Origin of the sequence: Hyphomicrobium sp. (assembly GCF_035548195.1) — a bacterium.
Lineage (GTDB): Bacteria > Pseudomonadota > Alphaproteobacteria > Rhizobiales > Hyphomicrobiaceae > Hyphomicrobium_B.
Window position 1 is genome coordinate 60,189 of the sequence record NZ_DASZTY010000022.1, and the last position, 20,729, is coordinate 80,917.

The following is a 20,729-nucleotide window of genomic DNA, read 5'->3' on the forward strand; positions in this document are numbered from 1 at the left end:
AAACCCATTCCAAGCCGAGGAAAGAGCATCCGACACTTAGTTAACATCATGAAAATAATGGATATTTCTGGCCTTTTTTGGTGCAGTTGCAGAGGTGCAACCACGCTCGAACAATGGCCTTATAATGATAACCGTTCACGGCGCCCGCGTGGCAAGACTTCATGTTGTGCCCAATTGCATTCTATTTCCGTGCGTGCTTGGCGCATTCCAGGATGATCGCCCTCGTTCCTGCCGTTCCCAAAGCCGTTGCCATTTGCTCAATCGCGCGATCTGCGGCCGAAGCTGTTCGGTAAAGGCATACGACAGATCGATTGCAGGTTGCTGCAGCGATCATTTCATCGATTGCCGCCGTCGACTTTTCGACGCTTAAGGGAATGCGGTGTGCCTCACGGCGCGCAAAGTCGAGAACGGCTGAAGGGACACCGGCGTCGAAAACAATGAAATCTGCCTGGCGGAGCGCTTTCAACGCGCCAAGCGTCAATGTCTCGGTGCTTTCGCCGACCCCGATAAATGTCACCGGCGGTGCGGTTTCGTTTGACGAGGTGGCACCTCCAATCAAATGCTCGAGGTCGGCGTCGGTCGGCGCGCGCTCTGCATTGCGCATTGCCATGTCGGCAAAGCGCTCCCAGAATCTGCGCCTCGCTGTGGGCGTGGCGCCAAGGCGATCTCCTTGGCCCCGCCAGACTTTGGCGGCCTCCGCCCAGCGCTTGAAGCCGCTCGGAAGCAATCCCTCGATGAGCGATCGGATCGACTGGCCAAAGACTGGGGCGCCTCCATCGGTCGAAATCGCGACAACCAACGGAGAGCGATTGACAACGGCTCCGAACTGGAAGTCGCAAAATGCCGGACGGTCAATGATATTGACCGGCACGCCCGCGCTTCGTGCCGCGGCGGCAAAGGTTCTCGCATCGGCTTCGTCCGGGGAGGCGGCAATCGCGATGGCTGCGCCGTCTAGATCGGCCGCGCGCCATGAGCGGCGATGCAGCATAACGGAACCTGCAGGCGGAGAAGATGCAAGCGCGACGAAGCCGTCGGCAAAGTCGTCGGCATAGACGGCGACATCGGCCCCTGCGGCTGCCAATAATTCGGCTTTCCACAACGCCGGATCGTTGCCGCCCGCGACGATGGCACGCTTACCCTTGAGCTTGAAGAAGACCGGAAGGGTCGCGAGCCCCTGCATACGGGCGGGGCGTGCATCGCCAATCCGTGTTTCGTCCAAATCTGATTTCCGCATCGAGCGACGTCGTTCCTGCGGCGTCTCTCCGGCATCCGACATGCCGAATGTGGACGCAGCAATTTGCGTTTTCTGCTGCCATCATACACACGCGCACGTCGATAGGTCACGCCACTGCAACGGCCGCCTTAACGGTGCCACACTCAAGATGTTATATTATTTAATTCATTATTCGGGGGACAGATCATGAGGACCATATCGTCTGCACTCGCGAGCGCAATAATTATAGGCTGGTGGGGCTCGTCAGCTGCGGCTGAGAGATGGAACCATTCTGCGTCCATCTCACATTCCGCCGTTCCAATTGACGAAGCGACCAACAGTTGCCCGCCCACGCTCCATGACGGAAGCTGCGGCTGCGCAGCGTGTCGCGCACTTGCGTCCTCGCCGTTATTCAAGTCCAGCCGGTTCTAGCATTCTTTTTTGCGCAAACCGTGCGTCACTGCCGCTATCGAGGCGCTACCTTCAGTTCCTCGATCAGCAGGCGTGTTTCCGCGGCGCGCGGCTTCGACCACGGCGCGAGAATGCGGTAGGCGACCGGAATTAAGAACAGTGTGAAGAGTGTCGCGAAACCGAGGCCACCGATAATCACCCAGCCCAGCGCCAGGCGCGATTCCGCACCTGCGCCGTGTGCATAGATGAGCGGCAACGCTCCGAGAACGGCAGCGCATATCGTCATCATGACGGGGCGCAAGCGCGTCCTTGCCGCCTCACGAATTGCGGCGTCGACGGTTGCCCCTTCATCGCGGCGGATATTTGCGAACTCGACAATGAGAATACCGTTTTTCGCCATGACCCCGACCACAAGCACAAGTCCGATCTGGCTATAGACGTTCAATGTACCGCCGGTCAGTTTTATTGCGAGCGCTGCAGCCGCCAAACCGAAGGGCACGGTGATGAGAATAACCAGCGCGCTGGTGATACTTTCAAACTGCGCCGCAAGAACCAGAAACACCACGAAGAGCGCAATGCCGAAGACAAAAGCGGTATTCTGCGTCGTCTCGGCGAGTGTTTTCGCTTCGCCGAGAAGCGTGATGGACATGTTCGGTTCGAGTATCGATGGCGCGACCGCCTGCATCTCCTTCACGGCGTCGCCCAAGACAACGCCATCGTTGAGATTTGCCGTTATACCTACGGAGCGCTGGCGATTCTCACGGCCCAGCGTCGGCGCGATCGCGACTTCCTTAATCGATACCAAAGATGACAGAGTGACGAATGAGCCGTCGGCTGTTTTGACGAACAGGTTGCCGAGATCACCCGTATCGTTGATGGGCCGCCCGCCTGCTCGGACTTGGATCTCAACGATATCATCACCGATGAAAAGATCGGCGGCCTTTTGATAATCGATCATTGCGTTGATCAGGCTGGTAATCGTGGCTATCGGAACGCCAAGCTTAATTGCCGCCTCGCGATTGATCCGCACAGAAAGCTGCGGCTGCGTGGTGTCGTAATCCGTCCGCACACTTCGGAAATCCGGAAGGGCCTGCAGCTTATTTATGAGCTTAGCGGCGGTAGTGGAAAGCTTATCGTAGTCTGGCCCGACGATTGCGAAGCGAAGCCCCTGGCCGCCCCCCCGAATGTTCAAGCTGTTGGCGGTCTGAACGAAAATTTGGAGGCCCGCGACATTGGTCAACTTTTTTTGTATCTCGACTTGAATCTGCTGCTGCGTGCGCGTCCTGTCGGACCAGTCGGCCAATGTTGCGACGACCATAGCGCGATTGACACCACCGTTGCCGATCGAGCTGAGGACATTCTCGACCTCGCCGCTCTTCTTATAGGTCGCGAGTACGTCCTCAACCTTCTGCGTCAGTTTCGCCATGTAATCGAGGTTGACGCCCTGCTGGGCTTTCAGGCGGATCTTGATGACCCCGCGATCCTCCGACGGCGTGATTTCCTGCCTCAGGGACTGGAACGCAAACCAGCCGAGCGCTCCAAACCCAAGGCAAAGCAAGACGACCAGCCAACGAAGCTTCAGACATATTTCGACGATGCCCATGTAAAGCTTCGATAGAAATCCTTGCCCGTGCTCTTCGCCCTCGGCGCCGGTTCCGAACTTCGATGCCAGCATCGGACACACTGTCAGCGCTACGGCGGCAGATATCGAGACAGAGAACGCCAACACGAAACCGAATTCGGAAAAGAGACTGCCGACGATCCCGGGCATGAACGAGACCGGAATAAAGACCGCTGCCAACGTCGCGGTCGTTGCCAAGACGGCGAAAACAATTTCTTTCGTACCGAGCACGGCAGCCGCCCTCGGTCCCGCACCGAGCGCTCGGTGCCGTGCGATGTTCTCGATGACAACGATAGCGTCATCAACGACGAGGCCCGTTGCAACGACGAGGGCGAGGAGCGTCAGCAAATTGATCGAAAAGCCCGCTGCCCAAATCGCCGCGAGTGTTCCGATTAACGAAACCGGAATGGATATCGCTGGTGCAAGCGTTGCGCGGAACGAGCGCAGGAATGCGAGAATAATAAGAATGACGATTCCGTTCGCAAGCAGGAGAGTAATGATCACCTCTCGCACGGACTGCTGAATGAATATGGCGTCATCCGAAGTGATGGTGATATCGACGTCTTTGGGAATCGATTTGCGCAGTTCGTCGACAGCTGCCCGCACGCCATTCGAAATATCGATGGTGTTGGCCTGGGCCTGACGGATGATGTCGACGCCAATCGCATTCTTTCCATTGATGCGCGTTATGGCCGTCGCATCCTCGAAGCCCCAGCGTACGAAGGCAACGTCCTTGACCCTTGTCTGGGGATTCAATTCGAGCGCCCCCACGTCGTCGGGCGTCGATAGCGGCGCCTCCGCGCGGACGAGCAGTTGCTGGTTGGTATTTTCCAACGCTCCCGACGGCGTGGTGACAGCGGCTTTACCGATCGCATTAATAAGATCGTCTAGACCCAAGCCGCGGGCAGCAAGCGCGACCTGATTGACGCGAACTTCAATCGTGCGGGCACGAACACCGTAGGTATTGGCTGCTGCAACGCCATCAACAGCCGCGAGTTTGTCCTCGATCACATCGTTGGCGAGATCCGTCAAATCGCCTTCCGACATTTTGGTCGAAGACACGGACAGCTGCATGACCGGCGTGGCATCGTCGTCGGCTTTGACGACGCGCGGTTCGTCCTCCATATCCTTCGGTAGCTGATTGGCAATACCCGCTACGGCATCGCGCACGTCCATTGCTGCCGTATCGAGGTTGGTATTGCTCGAAAATTCTATCGTGACGCGGGCGGAGCCGAATGACGACGTCGAGGAAATGCTCGTTACGCCCTGCACGCGTGCAACCGCGCCTTCAATGACAGCGGTGACTTGAGAGTCGATGCTTTCCGGCGTCGCGCCGGTGTAATCGGCGCGGACGGTGATGACCGGGCGATCGACGTCCGGCAGCTCGCGCACCTCGATGCCTTGGAACGCGGCAAACCCGGCGATGATCACAAGAAGATTGAGCACCATCGCCAGGATCGGACGGCGCACGAAAATGCCCACCCATCCGCCATCGTCGGCTCGCTCGGGGATGTGTCCCTTTCCCGGCACTGTCATCGCAAACTTCCCTCAGTATTGGCCAGCGAGGCTTGTCGTTGGAGCGATCTTCAGGAGCTTTGCGGTCTGACCGTCTGTCCATCGCGAAGGGAGCTACCGCCTTCTTTCACGACTTTGTCGCCGGCCTTCAGCTGCGCGTCGATGTAAACTCTGTCCCCGTTGCGATCGAGTATCGCAGCATCAACACGTTCGACGGTGTTCTTGTCGGATACACGCCAAACGAAGGCGCCCTTCTTATCCCACTGAATCGCGAGCGCCGGAACAACCGGGCTATCTTGCCCCGGCAGTTGCACTGAAATTGAGAACGTCGACCCGGGAATGAGCTTTAGATCGGGATTTGGAATTTCGGCCCGCACCGCGAGAGTTCTTGAAACCGGATCAATCCGCGTACCGACGGCCTGTATCTTGCCTTCAATGATCTCGCCCGAACGCGTGATGAGATTTGCGCGCACCGGCAGTCCGACCTTCATCGAACTCGCGACCGCTTCTGGCACAGTGAATTCGATCAAAATCGTCGTGCGGTCATCGATGGTTGCAATCGGATTCCCGACCGCGAGATAGTCGCCCGCCTGCAAGTTCGAAAGCCCCATGATACCCTTGAAAGGAGCTTTGATCGTCATGCGATCGAGCTCGTCCTTGGCCTTGCGAAGCGTTGCGTCCGCGACCTTGAGCGCGGTATCCGCCTCGGCTACGGCGACCTTGGTGACCGTTCCCTCGTTGAGCTGTTTGTAGCGCGCGACCGTATCGGCGGCTTGCGCTCGTTGTGCTTGCGCCGTTTCGACGGCGATCGCTTCCGTGTCGGCGTTGAGCTGAACGAGACCCTGATTGGCTTCGACAAGCTGGCCGCCCTCAAACATAACCTTGTCTATGACGCCGGCAACTCGCGTTGTGAGCGTCACCTGTTGGCGAGCACGGCCTGAGCCAACGGCGGCGACACGCTGATTCATGCGCTGGATTTTTACGTCCGCCAATGTAACGGCCGGCAGAATGTCTCCGCGTTTTCCCGCGCGCTGTGCATGAACCGCAGCGGTTGCAAGCCAAGTCGTACTCAGTAGGAGTGCGAAAAAGGCTACTCCGCTTCGGACCAAGCCACTGACGCTCGAACGCACCGTCGCGGTCATATATATTCCCCCCAAAATGAGCTACTTGTATCAAATCGTTCCTTTCCCCGAGGCGACACGATAGCCCGTAGCTGCTCCTCTTTCCGAAATTGGATGTGAACTGTAGGTAGGTCGGTTGACTTCTGTCTACCCAAACGGGATTTGCCCCGATTCCCGTCGCACGCAATGTGCTGCAAGCATCATGCAACTTAAAGCTTGCGGATGCAGTTTAAGATTTTGATCGCAATATCGATATAGCTGGTAGGCATTACCGTGCATTGCCTTTCGAACAACCTGCAGCAATGCTCGTAGGCGTTGGCAACTTCGGAAAGCGCACAATAAATATGACAATCAAGAGACAGTTACGGCGCGTCGCAGTGCTCGCGATGGTGGCGGGTACCGTTGCAACGCCCTGCCCCACGTTCGCTGGTGATGCGACCAGTATCAAGCTTCCGGGCAACAGCGTTTATCCGGAGAGCGTGGCAGCTGGGCCCGATGGGACGCTCTATTCGAGCAGCCTTGCATCCGGCGGCGTATTCCGCGCCAAACCCGGCGCTGCAACCGCCGAACAATGGATCAAGCCTGGCGCCTTTGACAGCCGGTCGACATTTGGCGTTCTGGTCAACGAGAAGACAGGAATGCTTCTCGTTTGCTCAAATGACGTCTCCTCGCTCGGCGTACCGGGACCAAGCTCCGTCAAGGGCAGCTTCATCAAAGGTTTCGATCTCGCGACGGGAGAAGGCAAGCTGAGTGTTGCGCTTCCGAAGGAAGGCAGCATTTGCAATGACTTCGCCATTGCCCCTGACGGTTCGATTTTCGTCACCAATTCGTCAGCACCGCAGATCCTGCGTTTGAAGCCCGGTCGTTCGAAGTTTGAGATCTGGCTTGAGAGTTCCGATTTCAACCAGCCGAAGGAAGGAGCTGGTCTCGACGGCATAGCGTTCGGCGGCGACGGCAATCTCTATGTCGATACATATGCCAACGGAGAGTTCTTCCGCGTCGACGTCAAGGATGGTGTGGCGGGTAAGGTAACGAAACTGAAGACGTCGCGGCCGCTGAAATTCGCAGACGGGCTGAGATCAACCGGCGACAACACCTTCATCATGGCTGAAGGCGGCGGCAGCATCGATCGCGTGGTGGTCAAAGGCGATGAAGCGACTATCGAGACAATCAAAGATGGGCTCGCTGGGCCGACCTCTGTAGCCCTCGTCGGCAAAGCCTATTGGGCGCCCGAAGGACAGCTATCGCACCTCTTCGATCCGAAGAGCGGGCCGCCGCAGCTACCGTTCCAAATCGTCAAAGTGCCCGCTCCGAATTGAGGACGATTGGCCGTTCCAACGGAAACGCGGACCAGGCAAGGAGTCTGAAAGATGACATTTCGACTGTTCGACAACAGCCAGCGTCTCTTTGCCGGGAGCTTGGCCATAATCGCTCTTCAACTGCTCGGCACTCTCCCGGCCGCCAGCGCAGAAAAGGGCTGCTCGGAAGCAGACGCTGCGGGTATTGCGCTACCGAAGGGGTTCTGCGCGACGATCTTCGCGGACAAGATCGGTCATGCCCGCCAACTGGTCGTCGCACCCGACGGCACGGTGTACGTCAATACGTGGAGCGGGGTCTATTACAACAACGATACGCCCCATGAAGGCGGCTTTCTCGTCGCGCTTAAGGATACGAAGGGTAATGGTCATGCCGACAGCAATGTTCGTTTCGGTCCGACGTTTGCCGAAGGCGCGCACGGTGGCACCGGCATCGCGCTTTATAAAAATTGGCTCTATGCGGAGATCAACGATAAGGTCGTCCGCTACGATCTAAAAGATGGCGCGCCATCATCGTCGAGCAAGCCGGAAACGATCCTGAGCGGAATGCCGACCACCGGCGATCATCCGATGCATGCGATTGCGATCGATACGGATGGCAACATGTTCGTATCCATGGGCTCTGCGACGAATACGTGCGAGGTTAAAAATCGCATGCCGCATTCGCCGGGCAACGATCCCTGCACGGAAGCAGAAACGCGGGCAGGCATTTGGCGCTATGACGCGAACAAGCTGGATCAGGCTTTTTCGGCGAAAGAGCGCTACGCGTATGGTATCCGGAATCCGGAAGGGATGGATTTCGATACGGCAGGACGTTTCTATGCGACCCAGCATGGCCGCGATCAACTGCATGAAGACTGGCCCGAGCTTTACACGGCCAAGCAGGGCCGCGAACTGCCCTCTGAAGAAGTCGTGATCGTCAAGAAGGGTGCGTGGTACGGCTGGCCCAAGTGCTACTATGATCCGACGCAGAAAAAATTGGTGCTCGGCCCCGAGTACGGCGGCGACGGCGGTGAGAAGATCGGCGATTGCGATAAAGCCATCCCGCCGATCGCTGCGTTTCCCGCGCACTGGGCGCCGAACGATCTCAAGATCTATAAAGGCTCTCAATTCCCGAAAGCATACGTCGGCGGCGCATTCATTGCTTTCCATGGATCTTGGAATCGCGCGCCTGGACCGCAAGCGGGATATAATGTCGTGTTTCAACCTCTCGCGGATGGAAAGCCCTCAGGAGACTACGTCGTCTTCGCCAACGGTTTCGCCGGCGCTCACAAGGACCCGGGGCGCGCGTCGCACCGGCCGTCGGGTCTTGCCGTCGGTCCTGATGGTGCGCTTTACATTAGCGATGATGTCGCCGGTCGCGTTTGGCGCGTCACGTACAACGGTGATGCCACCGCGGCCGTCAAAGCAGCCGACGCTCCGAAGCAAGAAGCGGAAGCGTCTCCGAATGCGCTGCCGCCTGAGGGCATTCACCCCCAAGCTGGGAAAACCGCAGCCCTTCCCGTACCGCAGGGCGCGACAGCCGAACAGGTTGCGCTTGGGCAAAAGATCTTTCACGGCGAGGTGGCCGATGCGACGTGCTCGGGCTGTCACGGTGCCAACGGTATCGGGACTCCGGTCGGCCCTGATCTCACATCGGGGAAGTGGCTGTGGAGCGACGGCAGTCTCTATGCACTCACCGAGACGATAAAAAACGGGGTGCCAGAGCCGAAACAGCATCCCGGCGCGATGCCTCCGATGGGCGGCGTCAAGCTATCCGATAAGGAGCTGGCGGCAGTTGCAAGCTATGTCTGGGCGATCGGTCATCAGAAAAAGTCTTAAGATCAGATCAAGCTAGGGCGAAATGCTGTCGTGAAACGATTTTGGACGCTCGGCGTTTACACGGTCAGAAAGCGGGCGCACCTGTTTCCACACCAGTCAGGACAAAAGGAAAATAACACAATGAGAAAATTCGTATCCACGGTCGCGGCGCTGAGTACCGCCCTTTCGATGGCGGCGTTCGTTCCGACTGCCGACGCGCGGCCGGGTCATCATTACAGAGGTGGTCACCACTATCATGGCCACCATTACGGTCATTACGGCCGTTATCATCATGGCCGAGGCCATTGGCACAACGGCCGATGGATTGCGCTTGGCGTTGGCGCTGCTATTGCCGCAGGTGCCGCTGCTGCCGCGTACGACCATTGCTATTGGCGGCATGGCTACCGGTACTGCGACTAGATCCGATGCGGGACGGATAGCCCCGGCTCTCGGAAGAGGCCGGGGCTTTTCTGTGTTTTTCTCAGGTCAGTTTGGTTCTCAGGGCGACAAGTAAGCGCGTTCAATCGCTGCGCGTTGGCCAGGTTGGGCAGAAGATTTTGCTTTTTCGAGCGCTCTTTTCCGGCTGTCGAAGTCGAGCCTTATAAGTGCGTTCAATGCACTATCGGGAATCTCGTAATTTCCGCAGTGCTTGCACTCCACAACCAGCCCGTCGAAGTTACCAGGCGTGGCATTCGTCGCCTCGGCGCCGCAAATGGGACAATTCATAAAATTCCGATCTCCCAAATTGGATGCAATTTATGTGGCGGTATCCATTTCCGGTTTCAAGCTGCGCTCGTATCTCCGTAGCCGGCGTGTAAAAGGAAATGGAATCAGCAGCTTGAAGACTTATCAACAGCGGCGGGCGTGCCGGTGTGCAACTTCCTTCTCGGCTCTACGTTCGAGATGTAGCACAACCTCGTAGAGGTTCAGCGTCGGCCTGGTTGATGCACCCCCGTTCAGCGTCCCGGCATGCGAGACCGCCGGGACGCTGTCGCTCCTAAAACGCGCAAACAAAATCGAAACAAATAGAAATGGCTCAAATCGCCAATTGAGACTCGCGTTCGGTCCAATACAGATCGGCGAGACGATCGAGAAGATGATCAGGAAGCGGTCCTGCGGCGATACTCGACTGCAGATAATCGCTTACTCGAACGAGGGGCGTCGATCGATTCGTCAGCGACTCCGCTGCAGCCGGTCCGAGTTCGACACCAATTGCGGCATCCCGGGCCACGCACGACATTGCCATCGACCATATCCAGAATGCCATCCAAGGATGCATCACGTACCTTCTTTCTTACGCCGGCGCATGGTTGAGAAGTGCGAAAACGATAAGCAGCAGGACTGCGGCACCAAGTAAACCCGACGGGCCATAGCCCCATTCCATGCTGTACGGCCAGCGTGGCAGGGCGCCGAGCAAGGCGATAACAAGAATGATCAGTAAAACGGTCGACAATGTCATAGCACGTCCTTTCAGATTTCCATTTCTGAATGTCGGCGCAGGCGGCTTAGTTCCGCCGCAATTCGTCGCTTGCCAGGAGCATGACGTCAATTTGAACGGAAATCAGCAGGAAATCGACGCATATATAGCGGATATATAGCGAGCGAGATTGGCCTCTAAAAAGATCCGCTTGCGACCTCCAAACTGGAACTCGACTGCGCTTCAAGACGTTGTAGCCATACAGAAATGCACAACATAGGAGGTTGCAATGGATTGGGATCGCATCGAAGGCAATTGGAAACAATTTACCGGAAAGGTCAAAGAGAAGTGGGGCGAGCTGACCGACGACGACCTGACGCGCGTCAACGGGAACCGTGAACAGCTCGAAGGACTCCTCCAACAACGCTATGGCTACGCGAAGGACAAGGCGAGAGATGAGATCGATCGCTGGTCGGGCGGGCTGTAGAGATACCCGTTTAGTTTGCCGATCCTTTAAAAGGCCCCTCGCGGGGCCTTTCTTCTTGTGGTCACGTTCCCTAATCACACGTTTCGCGGTGCGAATCCTGCTAGCGTGAAGTGGGGGGACAGGAACCATGGCCGACACGTTCTATGCAGAAATGATCACCAGATCGAAGGTCGAGAACACGTCGTCGAGATTGGAGATCACGCTCGCGGACAACGCAGGTGCCCTTCGAACGATAAGCCTGGGGCCGGAGGTGATCGCGGCATTAGGCGCCCTTGCAAATGCCCGTGCCACGCCGAGCACCGCACTAACGAAGCTCCCGAAACGCTATGCTGTCGGGCACGGCCGTCACGAACCCGTCGTGATGCTCCGTTTCGAGGATGAGCCGGCTTACGGCTTGAGTGCAACGCTTGCGGCCGATCTCGCTGAGGCATTGCTGGAGGAAGTCGAAACGGTCTCGGATACGAAATACTGTCTCCGCCAATAGCTGCGTTCGATCCGTCCAAAAATCAGAATTTCTTCTCGGCTTTTCGGTTGGAGGGTCGACGGGTATAGGCGCAGGTCGCGGCGGCTCGCTTGGTTCGGGAGGAAGCGGCGGAAGCTGGCCCGGTTCTTGTGTCGGAAAGGGCGTGCGCGGCGGATCGTTGGTTCCGTTTTCCATACTCGATAAATGGACCTTCGTTCGAAGTTGTTCCGCGCATCACCACCAACGATCTGCTTTGCGGAAGATATTCTAGCGGCTTGGCGATCTAGGTCTCTCGTGACCGCGATCAGTGCACCGGTCTCGGCTATCGCTGCTTGCTGCCTGCTTTTGTCCGAGGCTGTTTGGAGAGGAGCGAGGCGTAAAGCAACGCGACTGTGCACACTAACGTCCCTCCTAGAACAAGGATTATCGTGGTGACGTTGCTGAGCATGTTTCAAACGCCCTAAACTAAGTCCGTAGTCGATTGACTAATGCAACCAGCGAACACGAAGTTCCCGCAGCGCGGGCAAGCGCAATTTTTTATGTATGCCAAATGGCATAGGCCTGATGGACGTCTCGTAACCGCTAGTTAACTGGCGCACTATTCGGGGGTCGGGCTGTTTATCAACCCGGCAATCTCCTAGCTGGTGTAGCCCCGGCGGTGCCCCCGCCGGGGTTTTTTTATCTGCGCTCCGATTGCGCAGCGCGCTGCACTAGATTCAACGTTAGGGACCGTCGACGTTTCTTTGCTTCCTCAGTTCAACATCGCTGAGGCAGGCTGCCGCAATACACGACGGCCGCAGCTTGCTGCTTTCTCGCGTCTCGATGAGGCCGCCAATCAAAGCGTATCGGCACCGAAGCAGGCTTCTGCGCCGTCTTTGGGGGCCAAGCTTTGGACGCGCAGACGAAATCCGCCCGTATTCGCTCTCGGCCTAGCAAAACGCAGGTGAGTTACCGACGCCATCCGCGTTCAACACACCTCCCCGCCGCCCCCGGGAAACGGGGAGGTGCACGGATAGGGTGCAAAGCACCGCCTCCGTTGATCGGTCGCTATCGCGAGCTTCGATTGAACCCGCGCAAATCAGATTCCGAATGCGGCCGAGTTGCGGCCCACCTAAAATCGTGATCGAGATTTCAATCGATTACGGGCCTGTTCGCATACGGAGGACTTGGACGGAACTCCAATAGCGGTTGCGTGTTACCGTCGCATAGCGATCTTCGGAGTTCGTCATGCGTAAAAAAGCGGTCAATCAAGTCTACGACGTGCTTAAGGCCGTCTATGAACTTGAGAAAGAACTCAAGAAAGGTGACACCTTCGCCGAAATTAACCGCGAAGATTGCTCCGAGCGCCTGAAACAAGCGCGGCACGCGTTGCACCTGGTTTTAGATGAGGTCTATTCCTCGGATGTTCGCACGCATAGGGCGGCATGACTTTTCATTCAGGGAGAGGAGTCTCCGCGGTGCAGAATGTTGAACGAGCTATTGCGGGCTGCATTTCCCGGCTGGATAGTTTGATCGATTCCGTTGGCCGCTTGCAAAGAGCGCATGCGCTCCGCAGTGGCAATCCGGCAAGCGAACGATCGTTCCATGAGATCCGTCTTGCAAAGGCGGCGATCGAAACCGACTATCAAAACTTGAAGATCAAACTTACTCAAGTTCGAGATGACCTTGCTGACGATGATCAACGCGCAAAGGCCGCTCGACGTCGGACGCTCACCAACAAAGTCTTCTCGCGATAATCCGCTGTTGCGTCCCGCAACTCGCATTTACACTCCCAACGGGAGTGTCGTGCTTGCAGCGCGAAACCTTTTGCGTGCTGGAGCGTTTCCGGAGCGAAGCTATCTTCCTCCAAGGACGTTCCACGACTTCGGGCACCGGCAACGGGGCCCTTATTTTTTGCAGAGAAATTGCGGTTGCCAAACGAACTGCTCGTTTCGCGCGACGATACCGGTCAAGCGGTGGAGAATCGCGCCGTGACGACTCTGCAGCTCAGCTAAATCCGCCGCTGTCTGTGCTTTCACCGCATTCGGCCACGGTTTTGCACTAATGGAGTAGATTTCGACGGAAAGTTCATTAATGATTTCGCTGTGCCAGAAAATTGCATCTTCAATCGTATGTGCGTCCAAGGCCCTCTCGCAACAGACTTGAAGATGATTTAGCCCATTGGGGGGTGATAGAGCCGGTTCGACTCCCTCGTCAGAAGAAACGTGGACGCCCCGCCCTATAAGCTTTTTGTCAGCAAGGATTTTCAATAGCGCCCTGAGCCTTTGCGCACGACTCGTCCATGCGCGGACCACTCTTTCGCCAGCGCTAACGCATTTGGAGGTGTGCGACCTCTCAGACGCCGACATTCAATGACCTCCCATCGCCTGCTCGACGTATGACGCTCATGGGGTCGTGTTGGTTCCACGCGCCGGCTAACAACTTACGTGTTGCATGGGTGAGAGGTGCTTGGATTAGCCAGCGCGCCAGCGCGCCGACAGTTCGGTCGCCCCTTGAGGCCGACGGTTCGGAGGCGAGCGCCGCTCTTCGACGGCTCGAATTCTGTGCCCGCGAAGCCGCGAAACGCTTCAATTTATTCATCCTTTTACATCGCTTTCGCATAAGCTCAGGCATTTTTTGCTCTAATGTGCTTAATGCTCTCGTGCGACGAAACGATCCCAGCTATTCCCGCGCTTGCACGGTAAATAGCCGCGACGTCATATTGGATGACGACATGAGGCGCGCTTCCCCCCGCGACCATAGAACAACAAGCAACTTTAACTGGCGGGGAGAGTTGCGAAGCACGAGCCGATAGAGGGCCGCATGCAGGATGCATCTTCAAAGAGGCCGCAAGGACAGAAGATTCCCAAGGTGCAACAGGAACAACGAAAGTCCGTCAGTGCCGACGGTGCAAATATTTCCCCTCCTGTGCAGCCGAAAGCCGGCCTCCTTGGGAATTGGCCTACGATAGCTGGCCTCGTGGCGCTACTTGCGCTCGTCATTGCTGGCTACGTGTACTGGAACTATGCCACGCTCTATCCCTCCACGGACAATGCCTACGTCCAAGCCAACATCGTGCAAATTGCGCCTCTGAGTTCGGGCCTCGTTACTGAAGTCGATGTCCAGGAGTTCGCACACGTCAAGTCTGGCGACGTTCTTGCGAAGCTCGATCCGGCTCCATTCGAAGCCGCACTAAAGGCAGCGGAGGCGCGACTGACGCTTGCAAAGCAACAGGCAACAGGTGCGGCCGCCCAATCTCCTGCTGCGAAAGCGAACGTGGATCAAGCTCAAGCAGGTGTTGATCAGGCGCGTATGGAGCTCGATCACGCGACGATAAAAGCCCCTGTTGATGGCATCATCGGCAAAGTGCGCGTACGTCCAGGGTCCATCGCCAAGGCCGGGATGCCTCTCTTTCCGTTGGTCGATACCTCAAAGTGGTGGGTCGATGCCAATTTCAAGGAAACGGATCTCTCGCGTATCGAACCTGGACAGAAAGCAACGATCACGGTCGATATCTTTCCGTCGCATGAATTCACCGGAAAAGTCGAATCTGTCAGCCCGGCGAGCGGCGCCGCCTTTTCGCTGCTGCCTTCCGAGAATTCGACCGGCAGCTGGGTAAAGACGACGCAACGCTTTCCGGTTCGTGTTTCGCTCACTTTGAAGCCGGACGATCCCGAGATGCGCATCGGAGCATCAGCTACCGTTACCGTGGATACGACGAGCAGGGATTCTAACAGTGGCGCTCAGTGACGCTGAGCCGATAACCACCGCCAGCAAAGTGCTGACCGCGATTGCTGTGCTGCTCGCGGTCATGATGGTCATTCTCGATATGACCGTCGTTAACGTCGCCTTGCCTCACATGATGGGCGCACTTGGCGCCACGCCCGATCAGATCACCTGGGTTTTGACGTCCTACATCGTTGCTGAGGCGGTAATCATTCCGACGAGTGGATTCTTTGCCGAGCGGTTCGGACGAAAACGCGTCATTCTGTTCAGCGTGGCGGGATTCGTGGTTGCATCGATGCTTTGCGGACAGGCGACGTCTCTCGCCGAGATGGTCCTGTTTCGGCTTTTGCAAGGCGCATTCGGCGCGAGCGTCGTTCCGCTTTCGCAGGCCATCATGGTGGACACCTTCGAAGCGAAAAATCGCGGTAAGGCGATGGCCATCTGGGGCATCGGCATCCTGCTCGGTCCGATCATGGGGCCGACCGTCGGGGGCTTCATCACGGACCACCTCGGCTGGCAATGGGTTTTCTACATCAACGTGCCGATTGGAATCATCAATCTGGCGCTGATCATTGCGTACCTGAAGCAGACGCCGACATCGGCGGCCTCTGCCGATTGGGTCGGCGCATTATTGCTTGCAACCGGCGTTGGCTGCCTGCAAATGCTGCTTGATCGAGGTAACGGCGACGGCTGGCTCGAATCTAATTTCATCGTCGCCCTGATCATCATTTCAGCGGCCTGTCTGACCGCTTTTGCCATTCGCAGCTTCAAGCGTCCCGATGCCATTCTCCGGCTCGATCTGCTGAAAGATCATAACCTTGCCACCGCAACGTTCATGATCATGGCTTTCGGAGTTGGGATGCTCAGCACGATCGCGCTGCAACCCTTGTTCCTCGAACACCTGCTCGGATATCCCGCAAGCACCGCCGGACTTGTGATGGCGCCGCGAGGGATCGCTGTCGCGTTCGGCATGGTCTTCGTCGCCACGACCATCGAACGCTTTGAGCCGCGGTGGCTTGTGCTCATTGGCCTGTCGCTTGCGGCCGCAGGGACCTACGCCACGACGTGGTATAATCTCGACGTTGACAAGTTCTGGATCATCGCTCCGGGTGTGGTGCAGGGTCTTGGCATGGGCATGATCTTCGTCCCGTTGTCGACGCTTGCGTACCAAACGCTGCCGAAAGAAGCGTCGGACCAAGCGGCGGGTATTTTCAACCTCGCGCGCACGATCGGAGGATCGATCGGCATCGCGATTGCCGCTACCGTTTTGACACGCGCGAGCCATGCGAACTGGCAAAGCTTAGGCGCCGGGATCAATCCCTATAATCCGGCGATGGCATCGTGGCTCGATCATACTGGGCTTGATATTTCGGACCCACACGCCATGCAAATGCTGGGTTTCGAACTGTCGCGCCAGGCGACCATGATCGGGTTCATCGAAGCATTCGGCTTTGTAACCCTCAGCTTTCTCGTACTCATCCCGCTGGTGCTGCTTTTAAGGCCCCAGCCTGGCGGCGGCAGCGGGACGGCGGCACCCTTCTAATCGGCGCCCAAGATATCACAGTCATGCTCCCTCTGGACCCGTCTGTTTCGCAGCAGGAAGCAACTGCCGTAGCCTGGCAACGACGTCCGGTATCCACACAGGCTTGGAAAATACTGCGTCGAACTCTCCGTCAGCCGCGGCATCGACATTGGCCGAAGCCAGCGCAACCTTCGTGTCGGGCACATTCCGACGAACCCATCTCGCCAATGCGAGACCGTCAATTTTACCTGGCATCCGTACATCGGTCAGAAGAAGATCAAAATCGTAGGTAGCTTTCAGAACGGAAAGAGCCTCATCGGCATTAGAAGCTTCGACCACGAAAAATCCCGCCCGTCGGAGTTCATCCGCCAGCGACAGCCGTATTAGTATCTCATCTTCAACCACCAGTACGCGATACTTGCCGGGGGATTCCCCCTTCTCTGCGGGCATAACCGTGGCCATTCACTCCCTCGACCCACTTTGCGCTTCTTTTATTCCCTGCGGCTGTACCGTTAAATGCTCAGTCTCCGCGGTTGTTCCCTTTGCTGCGTGCGGATTCTGAAATGTTCGAAATCTGGTGAAATTTTTCGTACCACCCAATTTCACTTCGTCATCGGGGCGGCAACCTTGATGCAGTTGGCAAAAACCTTGAAAATTCAGCGACAAACCGTTTCTTTCTTAGTTGTAGCAGCCTTCACTTCTTTTACTAAGTCACACTCGCCGGCACATGATGAACTCCGTTTCGGTTTGCTCGCCCGCGCGTCGGTGCAGAAATTTGATGCACGGAAAAGGCCCGTGCCATAGCGTTACGGTCTGCCTTGGCGTGCCGATGCCGTGTTTGGACGAAGCGTGCCGGTGCATTCAACATCCCGTCTCCAGCTCCCGAGAGGCCGACATGCCAGCACAAAGCTATCCCCCCGGCACAGTTCTCATGCGTCCCATGCTCGACGGTTTAGCGCGCAATTGGTGGCTCATTGTATTGCGCGGTATTTGCGCCATCATCTTCGGCCTGCTTACCGTTATCTGGCCCGGCCTGTCGCTGTTCACACTGGTCATTCTCTATGGTGTCTTCGCGCTCTTCGATGGCGGACTGTCCATCGGCGCAGCGATCATGGGCGATACGCCGGCCCCACGATGGTGGCTAGCTCTTGTGGGTGTGCTCGGAATACTCGCCGGTGCCGTGACATTGGCGTGGCCGGGCATTACCGGCCTCGTACTCCTGTTCTTCATCGCCGGATGGGCAATCGCGGCAGGCGTGTTTGAAATTGTCGGCGCTATCCGATTGCGCAAGGAGATCGATGACGAGTGGCTCCTGATCGCAAGCGGCGTGGTTTCCGTGCTTTTCGGAATTTTGATTTTGATGTTTCCGGGCGCGGGGGCACTTGGTCTCGCCTTCACCATCGGGATTTTTGCGCTGATTTACGGCGGCTTGCTCGTGGCATTCGGACTGCGCTTGAAAAAGCACGCAGAAATCAAGATCTGACGAACGAGAAATACATATAGTGCAGCGCGGCGACTGGCTGCGCTGCACTATGTGCCGGCTGTTATTTTTCCCCAGCTGCGTTCTGCCCCTGTCCCTCCCGGCGGATCGGACGCAGGAAATCAGCCGTTCCCCTTCCGGCGCTTTGCAAGCTTCAGAAACTGCGCAGCAATGCCGAGGCTGCCTGCGGGCAGGATCTCCCGGCGTGCACACTCCGCGGTTTCACTTGATCAGCACATAAATGTCGCTGCCGCGTCGGGCATCCGTTCACGAATGCGCGCAGGAGTTTTGCCCGAAGTGATGTCGCGATTGCCTACGTTCTTGACACCGCAAAGAGGGGGATACCAGTTGCAACATGCTGGTAAAAAGACGTTCCGGCTTTTCCCAAAGGAGGTTCACAATGAACTATCGCACGCTTGCACTCGCGATTTCGGCAACCGCTCTTTTCACCGTCCCTGCAGCCGCAGTGACGGTTACCAACACAGGCAAAACGGACATGAAGCTCGGCATATCGCACGTCGGCTCGCCGCTGCAGACGAAAGACCTCGCAGCAGGCAAGTCGGTGACATTCGATTGCAACGACGGATGCGGTCTAAGCGGACCTTGGCAGGGCGTCGAATGGGCGAAGGGCGACGCTAAGTTCGAAACGGACGGCAAAACAATTTCGAGCGGCACCTGATGTCGTTGCCCCGTCGCTACGCGTCGGGGCCAGCTCGCCACCGGTATTCATTCGAAACTTTCGCGGAGCGGCGGACAAAGATCCGCCACTCCGTCCTCTAGCAGTTAACAGATCGCCGCGGCTCTTTATCGATGCGGCTGCGGACGGACGCCCGCAGCCGGTGAAAGCACGTTTCAATCCGTGGGATACGTCAGGCTCGCATCCCAGAAGTCGCATTTGTAATTGCTTCTGTATTGCGCCACGGTTTCGACCGAGATCGGAATATCCTGCTGGAGGAATGTTCCCGTATTTGCCTTGAACCGCTTCCATTTAGGAACATTAGGCCCGTTCGGATCTCCGGTCGCGGCAAAGTTCGTCCACGCTGCTACGAGCTTGTCCGAAAGTTTGACTTCCTTGCCCTGGAGTTCGCGCGGTTGACCCGTGTCCTGATCGAGATTCACACCGAGAATTCCGCCCGAAAAATTGGGGAACAGGAACTGAATATCCGCTGTGTGATACGCGAGCGCCTCGAAATGGCCTGTCGATGAGTACGCGTTCGGCATCTGCGGGAAGTTGAACGGCGCCTTGGTATAGGTGAAGTCATAAGCGTAGGTTGGAATTTTCGACGCCCAAAGATTTAAGGCGTGCAGCGTCTGACACTTTGTCGGATCGGTGCCAACCCTATCCTGTGCGACTTGCGGATTATTGTCATAAGCCGAAAGCGGATACTGCGCCTGCACGGCCGCGCTGTTTTTGGCTGCGTATTGCTCCGGAGTCGTCGCCACTTGAGGCGGACCGGAGAAATACTCCGCTATCGCTGCGCCGAAGTTTGCTTCGTCCGCAACTGTGCCTGCCATGGTCGGCATCCGATTATATTGTCCGGTCGTGAATGCCGTCTCAGGCTGGTGCGGGATAATGGTTCCGTCCACAAACGGACCGGTTGTGTATGTTGTATTGATGGTAGGATCGACCGCGTTACCTTTGGCCGTTCCCTGGATTTGTAAGATGCGTGCGGCGGATAAACCACGCAGGCACTTTGCATTCGAACATCCGACCGCGGCAGCAAACGCATTGCCCTTGGCCAACGCACTCGCAGCAGTTGTCAGGCTGGTGAATGCCGGAAGCGAGCTTTGGTAAATCGCGCGGTTGAACAGCCCCGTGGCCAGCGGCGAAAGCACGTTTGCGCCAGTGTCCACTGCGCCAGCCGATTGACCGCCGAGGGTAACTCTGGTCGGATCGCCGCCGAACTGTGCGATATTGCGTTGAACCCAGCGCAGCGCTGCCTGCTGATCGAGGATGCCGTAGTTTCCCCAGAGGTGACCTTCCGCGTTCAAGTGCTGTTCCGACAAAAAGCCGAACAGACCCAAGCGATAGTTGAAGGTGACGACCACGGTCGGTTTGCCGAGGGGACCACCTGTCGCGAGCTTACTCCCGTCGTAGTCGTTCGACTCACCCTCGACGTTACCGCCGCCGTAGATCCAGACGATGACAGGCAAGCCCTTGCCGTGGCGGCCGGTCTTCGTGGTGAAGACGTTGATATAGAGGCAGTCCTCGCTCATGCTCGCGGGTCCACCAAACGACTGGAGTTCGGTCACCTCGCACGAATCGCCATAGTGCGTGGCGTCGAGCTTGCCTTTCCATTTCTTGACCGGCTGCGGCGGCTGCCAGCGGAGCTTTCCGACCGGCGGTGCTGCATAAGGAATGCCGAGAAATTGATTCACACCGTTGCTGGTGAAGCCGCGAACGCGGCCCTCAATGGTATTAACGACGGGACCATCGTTACCCGCGGCAGCCAGTGCCGGGATGGAGGCCAACCCGGCCAACATACTCGAAAAGACAAGAAGATTTCGGCGCAACGACCTTCGCCGCGCGCGCGAACCGCCAACACTTTCCATGACGCCACTCCCAATATGGTAGTTTTTTTTTGCCTCCTAGGCTTTGCTAACTTTGGCTTCAGCCGCTACGGCAGGAGCGAACGATGTCAGCTTTCCGCGCACACG

18 protein-coding genes are annotated in these 20,729 nt (G+C 57.2%); 10 read left to right on the forward strand and 8 right to left on the reverse strand.

Translation table 11 applies throughout. The features are described from left to right. Positions 1-181: 181 nt before the first annotated feature. The 3 genes from VHB22_RS07420 to VHB22_RS07430 all read right to left on the reverse strand — a co-directional run bounded on the left by VHB22_RS07420 (position 182) and on the right by VHB22_RS07430 (position 5,902). Positions 182-1,219, reverse strand: coding sequence for a precorrin-2 dehydrogenase/sirohydrochlorin ferrochelatase family protein (locus VHB22_RS07420; protein WP_325456325.1), 1,038 nt, complete (start codon positions 1,217-1,219; stop codon positions 182-184). Between the two features lie 460 nt (positions 1,220-1,679). Continuing rightward, positions 1,680-4,781 (reverse strand): efflux RND transporter permease subunit, encoded by a 3,102-nt coding sequence (locus tag VHB22_RS07425; protein WP_325456326.1) that lies wholly within the window; start codon positions 4,779-4,781, stop codon positions 1,680-1,682. Between the two features lie 50 nt (positions 4,782-4,831). Next, on the reverse strand, positions 4,832-5,902 hold the full coding sequence (locus VHB22_RS07430) for an efflux RND transporter periplasmic adaptor subunit (RefSeq protein WP_325456327.1): 1,071 nt from the start codon (positions 5,900-5,902) through the stop codon (positions 4,832-4,834). Positions 5,903-6,225: 323 nt separating this feature from the next. On the opposite strand from VHB22_RS07430, the gene VHB22_RS07435 reads away from it, so the two are divergent. The 3 genes from VHB22_RS07435 (at position 6,226) to VHB22_RS07445 (ending at position 9,417) form a co-directional block, all read left to right on the forward strand. Continuing rightward, the gene (locus VHB22_RS07435; protein WP_325456328.1) at positions 6,226-7,200 is read left to right on the forward strand and encodes a hypothetical protein; all 975 of its coding nucleotides are present in this window, start codon (positions 6,226-6,228) and stop codon (positions 7,198-7,200) included. 51 nt (positions 7,201-7,251) lie between these two features. Next, complete coding sequence (locus VHB22_RS07440; RefSeq protein WP_325456329.1) at positions 7,252-9,018, forward strand: PQQ-dependent sugar dehydrogenase; 1,767 nt, start codon at positions 7,252-7,254, stop codon at positions 9,016-9,018. 120 nt (positions 9,019-9,138) lie between these two features. Further along, positions 9,139-9,417, forward strand: a complete 279-nt coding sequence (locus VHB22_RS07445) for a hypothetical protein (protein ID WP_325456330.1) — start codon at positions 9,139-9,141, stop codon at positions 9,415-9,417. Between the two features lie 616 nt (positions 9,418-10,033). Here the strand turns inward: VHB22_RS07445 and VHB22_RS07450 are convergent. Together VHB22_RS07450 and VHB22_RS07455 are read right to left on the reverse strand one after the other, a co-directional pair. Continuing rightward, complete coding sequence (locus VHB22_RS07450; protein WP_325456331.1) at positions 10,034-10,264, reverse strand: hypothetical protein; 231 nt, start codon at positions 10,262-10,264, stop codon at positions 10,034-10,036. A gap of 27 nt (positions 10,265-10,291) precedes the next feature. After that, entirely contained in the window at positions 10,292-10,456 is a 165-nt protein-coding gene (locus VHB22_RS07455; protein ID WP_325456332.1) for a DUF3309 family protein, read from the reverse strand. A gap of 247 nt (positions 10,457-10,703) precedes the next feature. Between VHB22_RS07455 and VHB22_RS07460 the strand changes: the two genes are divergently transcribed. The 3 genes from VHB22_RS07460 to VHB22_RS07470 all read left to right on the forward strand — a co-directional run bounded on the left by VHB22_RS07460 (position 10,704) and on the right by VHB22_RS07470 (position 12,792). Beyond that, positions 10,704-10,901 (forward strand): CsbD family protein, encoded by a 198-nt coding sequence (locus VHB22_RS07460; RefSeq protein ID WP_325456333.1) that lies wholly within the window; start codon positions 10,704-10,706, stop codon positions 10,899-10,901. 127 nt (positions 10,902-11,028) lie between these two features. Then, positions 11,029-11,385, forward strand: coding sequence for a hypothetical protein (locus VHB22_RS07465; RefSeq protein WP_325456334.1), 357 nt, complete (start codon positions 11,029-11,031; stop codon positions 11,383-11,385). A gap of 1,206 nt (positions 11,386-12,591) precedes the next feature. Then, entirely contained in the window at positions 12,592-12,792 is a 201-nt protein-coding gene (locus VHB22_RS07470; protein ID WP_325456335.1) for a hypothetical protein, read from the forward strand. Between the two features lie 458 nt (positions 12,793-13,250). Here VHB22_RS07470 and VHB22_RS07475 read toward each other — a convergent pair whose 3' ends face one another. After that, positions 13,251-13,487 (reverse strand): hypothetical protein, encoded by a 237-nt coding sequence (locus VHB22_RS07475; protein WP_325456336.1) that lies wholly within the window; start codon positions 13,485-13,487, stop codon positions 13,251-13,253. Between the two features lie 679 nt (positions 13,488-14,166). Between VHB22_RS07475 and VHB22_RS07480 the strand changes: the two genes are divergently transcribed. After that, on the forward strand, positions 14,167-15,093 hold the full coding sequence (locus tag VHB22_RS07480; protein WP_325456337.1) for an HlyD family secretion protein: 927 nt from the start codon (positions 14,167-14,169) through the stop codon (positions 15,091-15,093). Continuing rightward, the gene (locus VHB22_RS07485) at positions 15,080-16,612 is read left to right on the forward strand and encodes a DHA2 family efflux MFS transporter permease subunit (RefSeq protein ID WP_325456338.1); all 1,533 of its coding nucleotides are present in this window, start codon (positions 15,080-15,082) and stop codon (positions 16,610-16,612) included. The genes VHB22_RS07480 and VHB22_RS07485 overlap by 14 nt, the downstream gene beginning before the upstream one ends. A gap of 21 nt (positions 16,613-16,633) precedes the next feature. Here the strand turns inward: VHB22_RS07485 and VHB22_RS07490 are convergent, their stop codons facing one another. Beyond that, positions 16,634-17,053 (reverse strand): response regulator, encoded by a 420-nt coding sequence (locus tag VHB22_RS07490; protein ID WP_325456339.1) that lies wholly within the window; start codon positions 17,051-17,053, stop codon positions 16,634-16,636. Positions 17,054-17,486: 433 nt separating this feature from the next. Here VHB22_RS07490 and VHB22_RS07495 point away from each other — a divergent pair, with 433 nt between their 5' ends. Both VHB22_RS07495 and VHB22_RS07500 read left to right on the forward strand, forming a co-directional pair. Further along, positions 17,487-18,074 (forward strand): HdeD family acid-resistance protein, encoded by a 588-nt coding sequence (locus tag VHB22_RS07495; protein WP_325456340.1) that lies wholly within the window; start codon positions 17,487-17,489, stop codon positions 18,072-18,074. Between the two features lie 397 nt (positions 18,075-18,471). After that, complete coding sequence (locus tag VHB22_RS07500; protein WP_325456341.1) at positions 18,472-18,750, forward strand: hypothetical protein; 279 nt, start codon at positions 18,472-18,474, stop codon at positions 18,748-18,750. Between the two features lie 173 nt (positions 18,751-18,923). On the opposite strand, the gene VHB22_RS07505 is transcribed toward VHB22_RS07500, so the two are convergent. Next, on the reverse strand, positions 18,924-20,624 hold the full coding sequence (locus VHB22_RS07505; protein WP_325456342.1) for a carboxylesterase/lipase family protein: 1,701 nt from the start codon (positions 20,622-20,624) through the stop codon (positions 18,924-18,926). Between the last annotated feature and the right edge of the window lie 105 nt (positions 20,625-20,729).